General features: G+C 72.4%; 18 protein-coding genes. 12 read left to right on the top strand and 6 right to left on the bottom strand.

The window, feature by feature from the left end:
* Positions 1-31: 31 nt before the first annotated feature.
* Entirely contained in the window at positions 32-661 is a 630-nt protein-coding gene (locus MZC64_RS37055) for a GTP cyclohydrolase II (RefSeq protein WP_247764337.1), read from the bottom strand.
* A gap of 88 nt (positions 662-749) precedes the next feature.
* On the opposite strand from MZC64_RS37055, the gene MZC64_RS37050 reads away from it, so the two are divergent.
* The 4 genes from MZC64_RS37050 to MZC64_RS37035 are packed head-to-tail and all read left to right on the top strand — an operon-like array spanning position 750 to position 3932.
* The gene (locus MZC64_RS37050; RefSeq protein ID WP_247764502.1) at positions 750-1148 is read left to right on the top strand and encodes a 6-carboxytetrahydropterin synthase; all 399 of its coding nucleotides are present in this window, start codon (positions 750-752) and stop codon (positions 1146-1148) included.
* Positions 1145-2194, top strand: a complete 1050-nt coding sequence (locus tag MZC64_RS37045) for a glycosyltransferase family 4 protein (RefSeq protein WP_247764336.1) — start codon at positions 1145-1147, stop codon at positions 2192-2194. The genes MZC64_RS37050 and MZC64_RS37045 overlap by 4 nt, the downstream gene beginning before the upstream one ends.
* Positions 2191-2979 carry a class I SAM-dependent methyltransferase gene (locus tag MZC64_RS37040; RefSeq protein ID WP_247764335.1) on the top strand — a complete coding sequence of 263 codons (789 nt, stop codon included), beginning with the start codon at positions 2191-2193 and terminating at the stop codon, positions 2977-2979. The genes MZC64_RS37045 and MZC64_RS37040 overlap by 4 nt, the downstream gene beginning before the upstream one ends.
* Entirely contained in the window at positions 2979-3932 is a 954-nt protein-coding gene (locus MZC64_RS37035) for a lysylphosphatidylglycerol synthase transmembrane domain-containing protein (protein WP_247764334.1), read from the top strand. The genes MZC64_RS37040 and MZC64_RS37035 overlap by 1 nt, the downstream gene beginning before the upstream one ends.
* On the opposite strand, the gene MZC64_RS37030 is transcribed toward MZC64_RS37035, so the two are convergent.
* Together MZC64_RS37030 and MZC64_RS37025 are read right to left on the bottom strand one after the other, a co-directional pair.
* Positions 3855-4544, bottom strand: a complete 690-nt coding sequence (locus MZC64_RS37030) for a creatininase family protein (RefSeq protein ID WP_247764333.1) — start codon at positions 4542-4544, stop codon at positions 3855-3857. The two genes, MZC64_RS37035 and MZC64_RS37030, sit on opposite strands and share 78 nt — an antisense overlap.
* Positions 4531-5505, bottom strand: a complete 975-nt coding sequence (locus tag MZC64_RS37025; RefSeq protein WP_374205835.1) for a zinc-binding alcohol dehydrogenase — start codon at positions 5503-5505, stop codon at positions 4531-4533. Before MZC64_RS37025 ends, MZC64_RS37030 begins: the two co-directional genes overlap by 14 nt.
* Before the next feature lie 40 nt (positions 5506-5545).
* Here MZC64_RS37025 and MZC64_RS37020 point away from each other — a divergent pair, with 40 nt between their 5' ends.
* Together MZC64_RS37020 and MZC64_RS37015 are read left to right on the top strand one after the other, a co-directional pair.
* A complete protein-coding gene (locus MZC64_RS37020; RefSeq protein ID WP_247764332.1) occupies positions 5546-6265 on the top strand; it encodes a CDP-alcohol phosphatidyltransferase family protein in 720 nt (239 codons plus the stop codon).
* Positions 6258-6695, top strand: a complete 438-nt coding sequence (locus MZC64_RS37015; protein WP_247764331.1) for a DoxX family protein — start codon at positions 6258-6260, stop codon at positions 6693-6695. Before MZC64_RS37020 ends, MZC64_RS37015 begins: the two co-directional genes overlap by 8 nt.
* Here the strand turns inward: MZC64_RS37015 and MZC64_RS37010 are convergent.
* Positions 6634-7317 (bottom strand): dihydrofolate reductase family protein, encoded by a 684-nt coding sequence (locus tag MZC64_RS37010; RefSeq protein WP_247764330.1) that lies wholly within the window; start codon positions 7315-7317, stop codon positions 6634-6636. The two genes, MZC64_RS37015 and MZC64_RS37010, sit on opposite strands and share 62 nt — an antisense overlap.
* A 79-nt stretch (positions 7318-7396) precedes the next feature.
* Here MZC64_RS37010 and MZC64_RS37005 point away from each other — a divergent pair, with 79 nt between their 5' ends.
* The 3 genes from MZC64_RS37005 to MZC64_RS36995 all read left to right on the top strand — a co-directional run bounded on the left by MZC64_RS37005 (position 7397) and on the right by MZC64_RS36995 (position 10357).
* Positions 7397-9001 carry a sulfatase gene (locus MZC64_RS37005; RefSeq protein WP_247764329.1) on the top strand — a complete coding sequence of 535 codons (1605 nt, stop codon included), beginning with the start codon at positions 7397-7399 and terminating at the stop codon, positions 8999-9001.
* Between the two features lie 70 nt (positions 9002-9071).
* Positions 9072-9452 (top strand): VOC family protein, encoded by a 381-nt coding sequence (locus MZC64_RS37000; RefSeq protein ID WP_247764328.1) that lies wholly within the window; start codon positions 9072-9074, stop codon positions 9450-9452.
* A 41-nt stretch (positions 9453-9493) separates the two neighbouring features.
* Positions 9494-10357 carry an oxidoreductase gene (locus MZC64_RS36995; RefSeq protein ID WP_247764327.1) on the top strand — a complete coding sequence of 288 codons (864 nt, stop codon included), beginning with the start codon at positions 9494-9496 and terminating at the stop codon, positions 10355-10357.
* A gap of 7 nt (positions 10358-10364) precedes the next feature.
* Here MZC64_RS36995 and MZC64_RS36990 read toward each other — a convergent pair whose 3' ends face one another.
* A complete protein-coding gene (locus MZC64_RS36990) occupies positions 10365-11246 on the bottom strand; it encodes a LysR family transcriptional regulator (protein WP_247764326.1) in 882 nt (293 codons plus the stop codon).
* A 115-nt stretch (positions 11247-11361) separates the two neighbouring features.
* Between MZC64_RS36990 and MZC64_RS36985 the strand changes: the two genes are divergently transcribed.
* Positions 11362-11562 (top strand): hypothetical protein, encoded by a 201-nt coding sequence (locus MZC64_RS36985; RefSeq protein WP_247764325.1) that lies wholly within the window; start codon positions 11362-11364, stop codon positions 11560-11562.
* Between the two features lie 119 nt (positions 11563-11681).
* Here the strand turns inward: MZC64_RS36985 and MZC64_RS36980 are convergent, their stop codons facing one another.
* Positions 11682-12530 (bottom strand): alpha/beta fold hydrolase, encoded by an 849-nt coding sequence (locus tag MZC64_RS36980; RefSeq protein ID WP_247764324.1) that lies wholly within the window; start codon positions 12528-12530, stop codon positions 11682-11684.
* A 173-nt stretch (positions 12531-12703) separates the two neighbouring features.
* On the opposite strand from MZC64_RS36980, the gene MZC64_RS36975 reads away from it, so the two are divergent.
* Both MZC64_RS36975 and MZC64_RS49200 read left to right on the top strand, forming a co-directional pair.
* On the top strand, positions 12704-13411 hold the full coding sequence (locus MZC64_RS36975; protein ID WP_247764323.1) for a ParB/RepB/Spo0J family partition protein: 708 nt from the start codon (positions 12704-12706) through the stop codon (positions 13409-13411).
* 105 nt (positions 13412-13516) lie between these two features.
* Complete coding sequence (locus MZC64_RS49200; RefSeq protein ID WP_374205832.1) at positions 13517-14080, top strand: transposase; 564 nt, start codon at positions 13517-13519, stop codon at positions 14078-14080.
* Positions 14081-14116: the final 36 nt, after the last annotated feature.

The raw sequence follows: 14116 nt of genomic DNA, 5'->3' as shown, positions 1-14116 counted from the left end.
TTTCCCCGGGTGTCCCCCAGTGGGGGACATCTCAGTGGGATTCACTGAAGACCTCCACCTGCGGGAGGTCGTGGCCGAGGCGGTCGCGTTTGGCGGTGAGGTAGCCGATGTTGTGCGGATTGGCGGGCATGACCAGGGGGACTCGGGCTACCACGGGGATGCCGTGGGCTTCCAGGGCCTCGAACTTGTCCGGGTTGTTGGACAGCAGGCGGACCGAGCGGACCCGGAGGTGGCGGAGGACCTTGGCGGCGGGGCCGTAGTCCCTGGTGTCGATGGGCAGGCCGAGTTCGGTCGCCGAGTCCACTGTGTCCAGTCCGAGTTCGTCCTGGAGCACGTGCGTGCGGACCTTGGCGACCAGGCCGATGCCCCGGCCCTCGTGGCCGCGCAGGTAGACCAGCACGCCGCTGCCCTCACGCACGATGGCGTCCAGGGCGCTGTTGAGCTGTTCGCCGCATTCGCAGCGCATGGCGCCCAGGATGTCGCCGGTCAGGCACTCCGAGTGCATGCGCACCAGCACGTTCTCCCGGTCCCGCGCGTGGCCGTAGACCAGGGCCATGTGCTCGTGGCCGTCCGCCCAGAACGCGATGGCCCGGAACGTGCCCCTGCGCGTGACCAGGTCGGACTCCGCGACGTCGGTATCGCTGAAGGCTTCCGTGTACATCCGGCCTCTCCTCACCCCAGTCCGGCCTGACGTTGTTCTACGCTCGGCCGGAGGTTGCACCGTTACCCGTTCTCCGCTGGAGGTCACCCTGTTCAGCATTACCGTCCGTGATCACGTCATGGTCGCGCACAGTTTCCGAGGCGAGGTCTTCGGTCCGGCGCAACGCCTGCACGGAGCTACGTTCGTGGTCGACGCCCGGTTCAGCCGGAGCGAGCTTGATTCGGACAACATCGTCGTCGACATCGGACTGGCCACCCAGAAGCTCGGCGAGGTGCTGGCCGGTTTCAACTACCGGAACCTGGACGACGTACCCGAATTCGCCGGGATCAACACCTCGACCGAGTTCCTGGCCAAGCACATCGCCGACCTGCTCGCCGAGGCCGTGCACGCCGGCGCGCTGGGCGAGGGCGCCCGCGGGCTGGCCAAGATCGAGGTCACCCTGCACGAGTCGCATGTGGCCTGGGCGAGTTACGAACGTCCGCTGTGACCGTCTGGTTCGTGCTGCCCGGCGACGTCGACGACCGCGCCGCCCCCAGCGGCGGCAACGTCTACGACCGCCGGGTCAGCCAGGCCCTGTCCGCCGCGGGCGCGGGGATGCGCGAGATCCGGGTGCCCGGGGCCTGGCCACAGCCTGACCTGGCGGCCCGGCACGGACTGGCCGCCGCGCTGGCGGCCTGCCCGGACGGCTCGGTGGTGCTCTTCGACGGGCTGGTCGCCTGTGGAGTGCCCGAGTTGCTGCGGCCCGAGGCGGCGCGGCTGAACCTGGTGGTGCTGGTGCACCTGCCGCTGGCAGACGAAACCGGCCTGGACCCGGCCCTGGCGGCCGCCCTGGACGTGGCCGAGCGGGACAGCCTGCACCTGGCCCGCGCCGTGGTGGCCACCAGCGCCTGGGCGGCCTGGCGGCTGGTGCAGCGGCACGGCCTGGACCCGGACCGGGTGCACACCGTGCCGCCCGGGGTGGATCCGGCGCCGATCGCCCCCGGCACCGACGGTCGCTCCCAGCTGCTGTGCGTGGCCTCGCTGACCCCGCGCAAGGGCCATGACCTGCTCGTCCAGGCCCTCGCCGAGGTCGGCGACCTGCCCTGGCAGTGCGCCTGCGTCGGACCACTGCGCGACCCCGGCCAGTTGCGCCTGGTCCGGGACCTGATCGAGCGGCACGGGCTGGGCGAGCGGATCCGGCTGCTCGGCCCGCGCACCGGCATGCCCCTGGAACGCCAGTACGCCGCCGCCGACCTGCTCGTGCTGCCCTCCCGGGCCGAGACCTACGGCATGGTCGTCACCGAGGCCCTCTCCCGCGGCATCCCGGTGCTGGCCACCTCGGGCAGCGGCGTGCCCGAGGCCCTCGGCGACGGCGGACTGCTGGTGCCACCCGGGGACGTGACCGCGCTGGCCGCCGCGTTGCGCCGCTGGCTCACCGACGAAGACCTGCGGCGTGACCTGCGGGTTTCCGCCCGCCGCCGGCGCGGCGTGCTGTCCACCTGGGACGAAGCGGCCCGGGAACTGGCGCAGGTGCTGGCTACTGTGCGCGCATGACCTACGCCCCGGAATGGCTGGCCCTGCGGGAACCGGCCGACGCGCACGCCCGCGCCACCGAACTCCTGGACCCGCTGCGCGCGGCGCTGCCCGCCCGGACCCCGCTGGTCATCCGGGACCTGGGCTGTGGCACCGGATCGCAGTGCCGCTGGCTGTCCGGCCGCCTGGACGGTCCGCAGCACTGGATCCTGCACGACTACGACCCGAGGCTGCTCGCCCTCGCCGAGGCCAACCTGACCAGCGCGAACCGCACCGTGGAAACCCGGCTGGGCGACCTGGCCGACCTGCGCGCCGCCGACCTGGCCGGGGCCGATCTGGTGACCGCCTCCGCGCTCCTCGACCTGTTCACCGTCGAGGAGGTGAACGGATTGGCCGCGGCCATCGTAGAAGCCGGTGTGCCAGCCTTGCTCACCCTCTCCATCGCCGGGCGGATCGTGCTCGATCCGGCCGATCCACTCGACGCCAGGTTCGAGTCGGCCTTCAACGACCACCAGCGCCGCACCACGCACGGCCGGGCGTTGCTCGGTCCGGACGCGCCCGCGGCGACCACCGCAGCCTTTGAGCGGCTCGGCTACCGGGTGCACACCGGGCCCAGCACCTGGCTGCTCGGCCCGGAACTGCCCGAGCTGAGCAACGAATGGCTGCACGGCTGGGTGGGCGCGGCCGTCGAACAGGAACCGGAGCTGGCCGCGGTGGCTCCCGGGTACCTGCGGCGCAGGCTCACCGAGGGCTTCCGGGCCGAGGTCCACCACGTTGACCAGCTAGCGCTGCCGGGGGCGGACTGATGCGCGCGCTGTGGCCGTGGCTGCGGCTGCTCGCCGGGCTGGGCATCCTGGTCGCGCTGGGCTGGCGGCTGGGCACCGGCGCGTTCCTGGACGGGCTGCGCTCGATCACGCTCACCTCGGTGCTGGCCGCGCTGGCCATCGGGCTGCTGACCACCCTGGCCAGCGCGGGCCGCTGGCAGCTGGTGGCCCGCGGACTCGGGCTGCCGCTGACCCTGGGCAAGGCGGTTGCCGACTACTACCGGGGGCTGCTGCTCAACGCGGTGCTGCCCGCCGGGGTGCTCGGCGATGTGCACCGGGCGGTCAGCCACGGCCGCGAGTCCGGTGATCTGGGCCGCGGCGTGCGGGCGGTGGTGTTCGAGCGGTTCGCCGGGCAGGTGGTGCTGATCGCCGTCGGGCTCGCTGTGCTGCTCACCGGGACCATGCCCGCCCTCGACCTGGTGCCCAGTCCCGGCGTGCTCGGCCTGGTGCTGGCCGGGGCCGCGGTGGCGCTCGTGCTGGTGCTGCGCCGGGTGCCCGCGGTGCGCCGGGAACTGGCCGCCACGCTGACTGACGCCCGGCAGCTACTGGCGAGCGGCAGTCTGCTGAAGGTGGCGGTGCTGTCCGCGGTCGCACTCGGCGGGCACGTGCTGTTGTTCGTGGTGGCGGCCAGGGCCGCCGGGGCCACCGCCTCGCTGGGGGTGCTGGCGCCGGTGTTCGTGCTGGCGTTGCTGGTGATGGCGTTGCCGGTCAACGTGGGTGGGTTCGGGCCGAGGGAGGCGTTCCTGGCGGTGGCCTTCGGCGCGGCCGGACTGGGCGCGGCGCAGGGTCTGACCACCGGCGTGGTGTACGGGGTGCTGGCCCTGATCGCCGCGCTGCCCGGTGCGCTGGTGCTGTGGTCACCGGCCAAGCACCGCGAGGGTGTGCGCGAACGAGTCGACCAGCCCCGCCAGCAGCTCGGCGCCCTTGCCAGCTGAGGCCAGCGAGGGCCGGCCGACCACGCCGGATTCGGTGTAGGCGGCCAGGCCGAGCGTCAGCAGGTGCGGACGTTCGTCGGCGAGATGGTCACTGGTCTCCCAGCCCGGCCGCAGCACTTCCGGGTTGGTGTGCAACAGGATCGAGGTCTCCAGCTCGCCCGCGTGCATGTCGCTGCGGGCGGAAGTCTCGACACCGGCCTGATTCCGGGCGGTGGTCCAGTCCGCGGAACCGGGGAACAGCGCCATTCCCGTTGCCTCCTGGACGATGTTGGACAGCACGTAGTTGCCGCCGTGCGCGTTGACCAGCACCAGATTCGGCACGCCGGAGCGGCGCAGCGACTCGGCGATGTCGGTGACCACCGCGTACAGCGTGCGGGCGCTGATGCTCACCGTGCCCGGCCAGGCCGCGTGCTCGTGCGAGCAGGAGATGGTGATCGGCGGCAGCAGCCGCACCGGGTAGGCGGCGGCGATCTCCCGCGCGATGGCGCAGGCGATCAGCGTGTCGGTGCTCAGCGGCAGGTGCGGGCCGTGTTGTTCGTGGCTGCCAACGGGAAGCAGCGCCACGGTCGCGCCGCGCTCGCGAGTGTCCACTGTGGTCTCAGTCGGCAGCATGGTAGGCAATCCGGTGGCAGAGCGCGGGAATCGAGCCGTCGGCCAGCCCGGCCAGCACCTCGGGCAGCTGCTCGAACGGGCTCTCGCCGGTGATCAGCGCGTCGAACACCGGGTCGGCGAGCAGGTCAAGGGACAGCGCCAGCCGCTGGGCGTAACTACGGTCCGGACGGGCCACGGTGCCGACCTGACTGGCCCGGATCCGCAGCCGCCGGGAGTGGAAGTTCTCGCCCAGCGCCAGGCTGATCCGCCGATCGCCGTACCAGCTCAGCTCGATGACCTCGCCCGCCGGCGCGAGCAGATCGAGGGCGAGCGCGAGCCCGGCCTCGGCCGCGCTGGCGTGGAAAACCCGGTCACAGTCCCGCTGCGCGGTCTCCGGACTGGCGAAGCCGACGCCGAGCGCCGCGGCGATGGCCGCGCGGCTGGGGTCGGTGTCCACGAGTTCCACCCGCACCCCAGGAAACCGGGCCAGCAGCGCGGCCACCGAGCAGCCGATCATGCCGCCGCCGACCACCGCGATCCGGTCGCCGAGCAGTGGCGGGGCGTCCCAGAGCGCGTTCACCGCGGTCTCCACGGTTCCGGCCAGCACCGCCCGAGCGGCCGGGACAGCCTCCGGCACCGGGGTGACCGCGGTGGCCGGGACCACGTAGTGCGTCTGATGTGGATAGAGGCAGAACACCGTGCGCCCCAGCAGTTCCGGCGTCCCCGCCTCGACCACGCCCACGTTGAGGTAGCCGTACTTCACCGGCCAGGGGAACTCGCCCTCCTGGAACGGCGCGCGCATCACCGCGTGCTGGTTCGGCGGCACCCCGCCCCGCAGCACCAAGGTCTCGGTGCCGCGGCTGACACCTGAGTACAGCGTGCGTACGAGAACCTCGCCGTCCGCCCGATCGGGTACAGAGATCGGACGCAGGTCACATTTTCCGTTCGCGATGACCCAAAGTGCCCTTGCTGAACGTTTCACCTATGGAACCTCCGGGAACGCGGACGACGGTGAGGGACCGATGACCACACTTCAGCACACCACGACGCCCGCCGTCTCCGAGCAGGCGGCCTGGGCCAGCGTCCAAGTCCTGGTGCTCGCCCTGATCGGCGGTCTGGTCGGCATCGGTCCGGTGGGCTGGTTCACCGGATTTGCCTACGCCATCGGCACCTTCGTCCTGGTGAGCCACGCGCTGCGGCGGGCCGGGACCGCGCTGGGACCAGCCGATCGGGTCACCCTGGCCAGGGGCACGCTGGTCGGCGTGGTCACCGCGCTGGTGGCCGAGCGGACCGAGCAGACCGCGTTGCTGGTCGCGCTGGCCGCGATCGCGCTGGCACTGGACTGTGTGGACGGACAGGTGGCCCGCCGCACCGGCACCAGCTCGCCGTTCGGGGCCAGGTTCGACATGGAGGTCGACGCCTTCCTGATCCTGGTGCTCAGCGTGCACGTGGCCCTGGACCTGGGCCCGTGGGTGCTGGTGATCGGCGCGGCCCGCTACCTGTTCGTGGCCGCCTCCTGGGGGCTGGCCTGGTTGCGCGGCGCGCTGCCGCACAGCTTCGCCCGCAAGGCCGTCGCGGCGGCCCAGGGCGTCATCCTCGTCGCCGCCACCGCCGAGGTCATCCCGTTCACGGTGGTGCTGGTCGGCCTCGCGCTGGTCACGCTGCTGTGGTCCTTTGGTCGCGATATCGCCTGGCTGTGGCGACACGCGCCCGTTTCGGTGGAAGGATCCCGCCATGGCTGAACCGGCATCCGTCGTCCGGGTCATCGGCACCGTCGCACTCTGGGTGCTGCGGGTGCTGCTGGCCGCCTACTTCCTCTACAGCGCCTACCTGTTGTTCGGACCGGGTCTGGCCGGCAAGTTCGACAAGATCGGCCTCGGTCAGTGGCTGCGCTACCTCACCGCCGTGCTGGAGGCCGCGGGCGCGATCGGCCTGCTGATCCCGCGCCTGGGCGGTCTGGCCGCACTCGGCCTGGTCGGCGTGATGGCCGGCGCGGTGGCCACCGAGGTGTTCCTGCTCAACGACCTCGGCGGCGCACAGTTGCCTGCGATGCTGCTCGCGGCGGCCGCGGTGATCGCGATCTTCCGGCGGCAGGACATCACCGGCGCGCTCAGCCTGGCCCGGACGACTTTGGCAGGTAACGCAGCACCGCGACGTCCCCAAGCCGGCTGACCTCGGCCAGGTGGAACCGCCGCGCGGGACCACCCGGGAACTCGGCCGGGTTCACGAACCGCGGCGCGGCGGCCTGACCGATGAGCATGGGGGCGATCGCCATCCGGACCTCATCGGCCAGGCCCTGGGCCAGGAACGCGGTGTGGATGCTGCCGCCGCCCTCGACCATGAGCCGCCCGATCCCGCGCGCGCCAAGGTCGTCCAGCAAGCCGCCGAGGTCGACACTGCCCCCGAGGGCGATGATCTCGGCCAGTCCGCCCACTCGCGCGGTGGCGACCGGCAGTCCGGAATCCGTTGTATAGACTAGCTTCTGACCCCCGCAGTGCCAGAACTTCAGCTCCGGGTCGAGGTCGCCGCCGCCGGTCACGGTGACCTTCACCGGATACTCCGGCAGTCCGGCGGCGATCCGGGTGGCCCGCCGGTCGGCGCAGTTGACCAGCAGCCGGGGGTTGTCGGCCCGCACCGTGGCGGCGCCGATCAGAATGGCGTCGGACTCGGCGCGCAACTGGTCCACGCGGTCGAAGTCCGCCGCGTTGGACAGCGGAAACCGTTGCGCGCTCACGTCATCGATGTAGCCGTCAACGCTGACGGCGACGCTGAGCAACACCTGCGGACGGGTCACCAGGGACACGCTACCCGTGAACCGGCCGGGGCTCGCCCACGTCTACCCAGACAGCGCACCCGGACGGAAGGACCCGACGATGCCGGCACGGTCGACTGTGGACGGTCGGGGCACTGGCCGCCGCGTCCTGGCGCATCTGGTGACCGCACTGGCCGCGCTGCTCGTGCTGTTCGGCCTGGTGCTGCCCAACGACGTCGACCGGCTCACCCCGGCCGCCTTCCTCCGGCTCCCGGCCGAGGGCCTGCTGGTCCTTCTGCTGCTGCTTTTCCTGCCCGGCAAGGCCCGCCGGGTCACCGCGCTGCTCGGCGGTGTGGCACTCGGCCTGCTCACCGTGGTCAAATTCCTCGACCTCGGCTTCGACGCGGTGCTCTACCGCCCGTTCGACCTGCTGCTGGACTGGCCGCTGTTCGGGCCGGCCGTGGACTACCTGGAAGTCACCCTCGGCCACCCCGCCACCCTGGCCGCGATCGCGCTGGCCGGACTGCTGGTGCTGGCCGCGCTCTTCCTCACCGCCCGTGCCACCCTGCGCCTCACCGAAGCGCTCGCCCGCCGTCGCCGGCCCGCCATCCAGGCCGTCGCGGTGCTCGCCGTGCTCGCGGTCACCGCCACCCTGCCGGTGGCCACCGCCACCACCGGCGCGGTGGTGTACGAGCACGCCCGCCGGGTTCAGGCCGGCCTGCACGACCAGGATGCCTTCGCCGCGGCCGCCGCGGTCGACCCGTTCCGGGACACCCCCGGCCCCGAACTGCTCACCGCCCTGCGCGGCAAGGACGTGGTGCTCGCCTTCGTGGAGAGCTACGGCCGGGACGCCCTCGACCAGGCCGGGGTCGGCGCGGTGCTGGACAACGGAACCAGGGAACTCGGCGCGGCCGGATTCGCCGCGCGCAGCGGATTCCTCACCTCGCCGACCGCGGGCGGCGGCAGCTGGCTGGCCCAGGCCACCCTGCTGTCCGGACTGTGGATCGACAACGAACAGCGCTACCGCACCCTGGTCGCCAGCGAACGGCTCACCCTCAACGGCGCCTTCCGCCGGGCCAGCTGGAGTTCGGTCGGCGTGGTCCCCGGGATCACCCGGGCCTGGCCCGAAGGCGCCTTCTTCGACTACCAGCGCATCCACGCCGCCGCCGACCTCGGCTACCGCGGCCCGCGCTTCGGCTACGCCACCACCCCCGACCAGTTCACCCTGGCCGCCTTCCAGCGCGCCGAACGCGCACCCGCCAACCGGCCGCCGGTGATGGCCACCATTCCCCTGGTCACCAGCCACGCGCCCTGGACACCCACGCCCGAACTGCTGGACTGGAACGGCCTCGGCGACGGCTCGGTCTACACCGCCCCGCCCGGCGCCCAGGACCGCAGTCCGGCCCAGGTCCGCGCCGACTACGGGCACGCCATCGAGTACTCGCTCCGCTCGCTGATCTCCTACCTGCGCACGCACGGCGACCCGAACCTGGTGCTGGTCTTCCTCGGCGACCACCAGCCCGCCCAGTTGCTCACCGGCGCCAACAACACCCGCGACGTGCCGATCACCATCGTGGCCAAGGACCCCGCCGTGTTCGAGCGCACCGCGGGCTGGGGCTGGACCGAGGGCCTCAAACCCGCGCCCGGCGCGCCGGTGTGGCCGATGGACGCCTTCCGGGACCGTTTCCTCACCGCCTTCGGCCCCACCGCCGACGTCCGCCGCTGACGGTTGGCGGCTCCGCCCCGCTGCGGTTACCGTCCCTGTCGATCACGTCCGGGCTGGGGAAGGACACGACATGGCCTCCGTGCTGCGCAACGTCAACTTCGACTGTGCCGACCTCTTCGCGCTGGCCGGGTTCTGGAGCCAGGTCACCGGGAATCCGGTGCGGTCGGAGGACGGGCCGGACGAAACGGAGGTCTGGGTGTCCATGCCCGAGGGTCCGGACCTGTATTTTCAGCAGGTCGCCGAGCCCAAGACGATCAAGAACCGGGTGCACGTGTGCCTGGAGCCACTCATCCCGCGGGATGAGGAAGTCGAGCGGTTGCTGGGCATCGGCGCGACCATGGTCACCGATATGCGGGAACCCGACGGCACCGGCTGGGCAGTGCTGGCCGATCCGGAGGGCAACGAGTTCTGCGTGCTGCGCAGTGCGGCCGAACGCGCGGTCACCGCGTAGCGGCACAGCCACCTCGTAGCAGCATGATGGAGAGGAAAAGCATGTCCCAGGCGATTTCCGGCGGTCACCTCACCCTGGCGGAGGACCTGACGCTGAGCCGCCTCGGCTACGGCGCGATGCAGCTGGCCGGTCCCGGTGTGTGGGGGCCGCCGAGCGACCCCGCCGAGGCCGTCGCGGTGCTGCGCGAGGCGGTGCGGCTGGGCGTCACGCACATCGACACCAGCGACTTCTACGGCCCGCACACGGTCAACCAGGTCATCCGCGAGGCCCTGCACCCGTACCCGGAGACGCTGCGGATCGTGACCAAGGTCGGTGCCCGGCGCGGCGCGGACAAGTCCTGGATCATGAATCGGGAACCGGCCGACCTGGTCGCGCAGGTGCACGACAACCTGCGCAACCTGGGCGTGGACGTGCTCGACGTGGTCAACCTGCGGGTGGGCGCCTCGGCCGGACCGGTGCCTGGCTCGATCGCCGAACCCTTCACCGCGGTCGCGCAACTCCAGGAGAAGGGCCTGATCCGGCACCTCGGCGTGAGCAGCGTGACCCCGGAACAGCTGGAGGAGGCGCGCGCGATCGCGCCGGTGGTGTGCGTGCAGAACCAGTACAACATCGCGCACCGGGTGGACGATCCGCTCGTCGACCGGTGCGCCGAACTGGGTATCGCCTACGTGCCGTTCTTCCCGCTCGGCGGCTTCTCCCCGTTGCAGTCCCAGGTGCTCGACCAGGTGGCCGCGCGGGTGGGCGCGAGCGCGCGGCAGGTGGCGCTGGCCTGGCTGCTGCGCCGCTCGCCCGCGATCCTGCTGATCCCGGGCACCTCCTCGGTGGCGCACCTGCGGGAGAACCTGGCCGCCGGGGAGATCGAACTGTCCGATGTGGACTACGCCGAGCTGTCCGCGATCGGCTGAGCCCGGATCAGCGTCGCCTGGGCCGGTTCGCTGTGCGGGTCAACGCGTCCACATAGGACTCGGCGAGCGGGCCCAGCGGCGCCCTGGCGTAGGCGACCAGCTCCCGCAGCTCCGGTTCGGCCAGCGGGCGCACGGTCGCGCGCAGGCCCGGCGGCACCACGTTGTCCGGCACCAGCGCCGGTCCCAGCCCGGCCGCGGCCAGCCGGGCGGCGGCCTCCACCTGGGCGGTGTGCACCGCCGCGGCCGGGCAGAAGCCGGCGCGGGCGCACACCGCGGTGACCACCTCGGACAGGCCGTGGTCGGCGGCGAAGAGCACCCAGCGCCGCTCGGCCAGCCAGGACACGTCGATCCGCGTTTCCGCGGCCAGGGGATCGTGCGGCGGCAGCACGATCACGAACTCCTCCACCGAGATGTCCACCATGATCGGGAACTCCCGCCGCGGCCGCGGCCCGAACGCGAGATCACCGACCCCACCGGCCACATCCTGCTCGAGCAGCTCGGCGTGCCGGTACTCGATCAGGCGCAGACTCGCCGCGGGCCGGCGCCGGTGCCAGGCCTCGATCGAGGGCGGCAGCACCCCCACCGCCATGGACCCCACGGTGGCCACCTCCAGCTCACCGGCCAGCCCGTCCCGCACGTTGCGGGCCGCCTTGCCCGCCCGCCCGGCCGCCAGCACCGCGGTGCTCGCCTCCGCCAGGAAGGCCCGGCCGGCCGGGGTCAGCCGCACCCCGCGCGGCAGCCGCTCCAGCAGCGGCGCGCCGACCTCCTGCTCCAGCGCGGTGATCTGGCTGGACAGCGAGGGCTGGGCGACCAGCAGGCTGGCCGCGGCCGCGGTGATCGACCCCTCGGCGACCACTGCCAGGAAGTACTCCAGCTGACGCAGGCGCACGGGACCACTCCAGAGGCATAGGCGTTGTCTATGGGAAATATACGGATTTTGGACTTGGACAGATACCAGTGCGCCGGACCAGGCTGGGGGACACGGCACCCTCGGAGGTGGAACAGTGCGGAAGTTCGTGAACCGGCGCACGGTGCTGCGGGGCGGGGCAGCCCTGGGTGGCGCGGCACTGGGCGGGGCCGTGCTCGGCGGCGCGCTCGGACCCGCCGCCTCGGCCGCCCCCGCCGCCGCGGGCGCCGAGCGGTTCTGGCCGGGCGGGGCCCGGCTGGCGATCTCCTCGCCTATGCCCGCCGCCACCCCGGGGTGAAGTTCCCGCGCAAGGACGAGATCGCCAGCTGGGCACTGTCCACACCGGATATCACCCCCGAGGTGAACCGACGGCCCGCTCCGGTGAGCGGGCTGCCCGGCCGCAGTTCCTGAGGGCCTTCAGGAGCTGCGGCCGGTGATCATCCGCTGGATCTCCGCCGCGATCAGTTCGGCGTCGGTGAGCGGCACCAGGTGCCCGGATTTCGGGGCCAGCACATGCCGTCCGTCGGTGGAGACCAGTGCCCGCCGCCGGTGTGATTCGGTGGCGGCGGCCCGGGTGCCGCGCGGCATGCCGGGGGAGTCCAGCGCGCCGGAGATCGTGGTGACCGGGATGCCATGCAGGACAGGCGGATCGTCCCGCAGGGCCACCAGGTCCGTGGGCACCGAGGCCAGTTCGGCGGCCCGGGTCCGCACCACCGCCATGGTGAAGCCTTCCCGCCGGATGTCCGCCCGGGGCACCGGCGGGAGGGCGGCGGTGGGTCGGCGGTAAGCCAGGCCGAGCAGCCGGAATCGGACCAGCCACTTGGTCAGCGCCTGGCCGATCCGCTCGGCCTTGCGCACCTGCTCGGTGAACAACAGCTCGCACAGCTCGTCGGTGGCGTCCACCAGCACCACTCCGGCGATCCGGGCCGGTTCGGCCGCCGCGGCCAGCCGCACGATCGGCCCGCCCCAGCTGTGCCCGACCAGCACGAACGGCCCCTGGCCCAGGTGATCCAGCAGTCCGCCGAGATCCGCCGCCAGCTGCGCGGCGTGCCGTGGGCCGGAGCTGGCCGGGCTGCGGCCCAGTCCGGAGCGGTCGTAGCAGACCGAGTCGGCGAAGGCGGCCACCGCGGGCTGTACCAGGCCCCAGAACGAGCGGGAGGCGGCCAGCCCCGACTCGAAGACCACGGTCGGGGCCCCCGATCCGGCCGGGCCGGCCACCCGCTCGTAGTACAGCTCCCGGCCGTCCGGCAACCGCGCGATGCTCATCCTGCCCCCAGGAAGTTAGGTGACCCTTACTTGGGTGGACTGTAGCAGTGCCAGGGCGAAGCGGGTCCGCGCCGGACAATTTGGCTCAGGTGCGCCACGGCGGAGAGCATGACCGTCGTGTCACCAGGGTGCTCCGTGCGGCGATCCGATCAGCGACAGGAGCGTGAGCCCCGATGGCGCAGCCCACCGACGGCAGACGGCGGAGCAAGGGGGTGAGCACCGCGCCGGTGCTGGTGGACATCGCGCTGCTGCGCACCACCGGCTCCCCGCGCCGCTCCGGCGAGCATCCCGGCCATTCCCGGCTGCTGGCCGAATTCCGTTCGCTGCCACCGATTCTGGTGCACCGGCAGACGATGACGGTGATCGACGGCGTGCACCGGCTGCACGCGGCCGTGCGCAACGGGGACACCCGGATCAGGGTGCAGTTCTTCGACGGCGATGAGGAGACCGCGTTCCTGTTGGGGGTCAAGGCGAACTCCGGCCTCGGGCTGCCGCTGGACCTGGCCGAGCGCACGCACGCGGTCCAGCGCATCCTGCACCTGTGTCCACAGTGGACCAGCAAGGCCATCGCCAGCGCGGTCGGCCTGGCCCCGGAAACGGTGGCCCGGCTGCGCGCCGGGGCCGCCCCGACGGCGCGGTCCGAGGCCGCTGCGGCCGACCTGGCCGCCGATCACCTCGCGCTGCGCGAAGACGCCGAGCTGGCGGCCACCGCCCAGGGCCGGGTGCTGGTGCGCTGGCTCGGTTTTGGCGCGGCCTTCGCCCGGAACTGGCCCGCCCTGCTGGCCGGCGTGCCCGCGCGCAGCACCCGGCTGGTCGCCCGGATGGCCAGGGCGTGCGCGGACTCGTTGCGCTGCTTCGCCGAGGAACTGGACCGGCGCTGAGCCGTCCAACCGCAGACCGGCCCCGGCTGGACACGATTTCCTTGCCGCCCAAGCCATCCCTGGCCATGCTGTGCCGCGGTCACGGCCCAGGGAGCGGATGGTCTGATGCGCGGACTCGGCGAGCAGCTCAACACGGTGCGGAAGTCGGCGGGCCCCTGCCCGCGCTGCGGCCTGAGGGAATCCTTCACCGTGCACACGCACGCGGTGGTGTGGCAGTGCGGCCTGGTGCGCTGGCTGCCGCCGTTGAAGAGCCCGCACGAGGAACTCACCGGCGCCTGCCTGCTCACCAGGGAACACCGGCTCGGCGTCACCATGCTGAGCCGCTCCAAGGTGATCCACACCCTGGTGCCGGACGAGCTGTGGCAGCAGATCCAGCCGCGCCTGCCCGAACGCCCGCTGCGCCGGGACCGCAATCCCGGCCGCATCCCCATCGACGACCGGGCGGTGCTGGCCGGGATCGTCTACGTGCTCAGCCTGCGGATCCCCTGGAAGGCACTGCCGAACGAGGCCGTCGGCTGCTCCGGAGTCACCTGCTGGCGCCGGCTGCGCGAGTGGAAACGGGCCGGCGTATGGCCGGAGGTCCGCGAACTGGTCGACCACCGCCTCCGAGTCCTGGCCGCCCGAGACCTCCGCATCGCGATCAGCCCCTCCCCACCGATCCGCCGTTGAGTTGGCCCAAGTGGTACGCCCACTTGGGCAAACCAG

The organism is Crossiella sp. S99.2 (genome assembly GCF_023094165.1).
GTDB lineage: Bacteria > Actinomycetota > Actinomycetes > Mycobacteriales > Pseudonocardiaceae > Crossiella.
The sequence above is the reverse complement of the archived record's forward strand: the minus strand, read 5'-3'. Positions and strand labels throughout refer to the sequence as shown.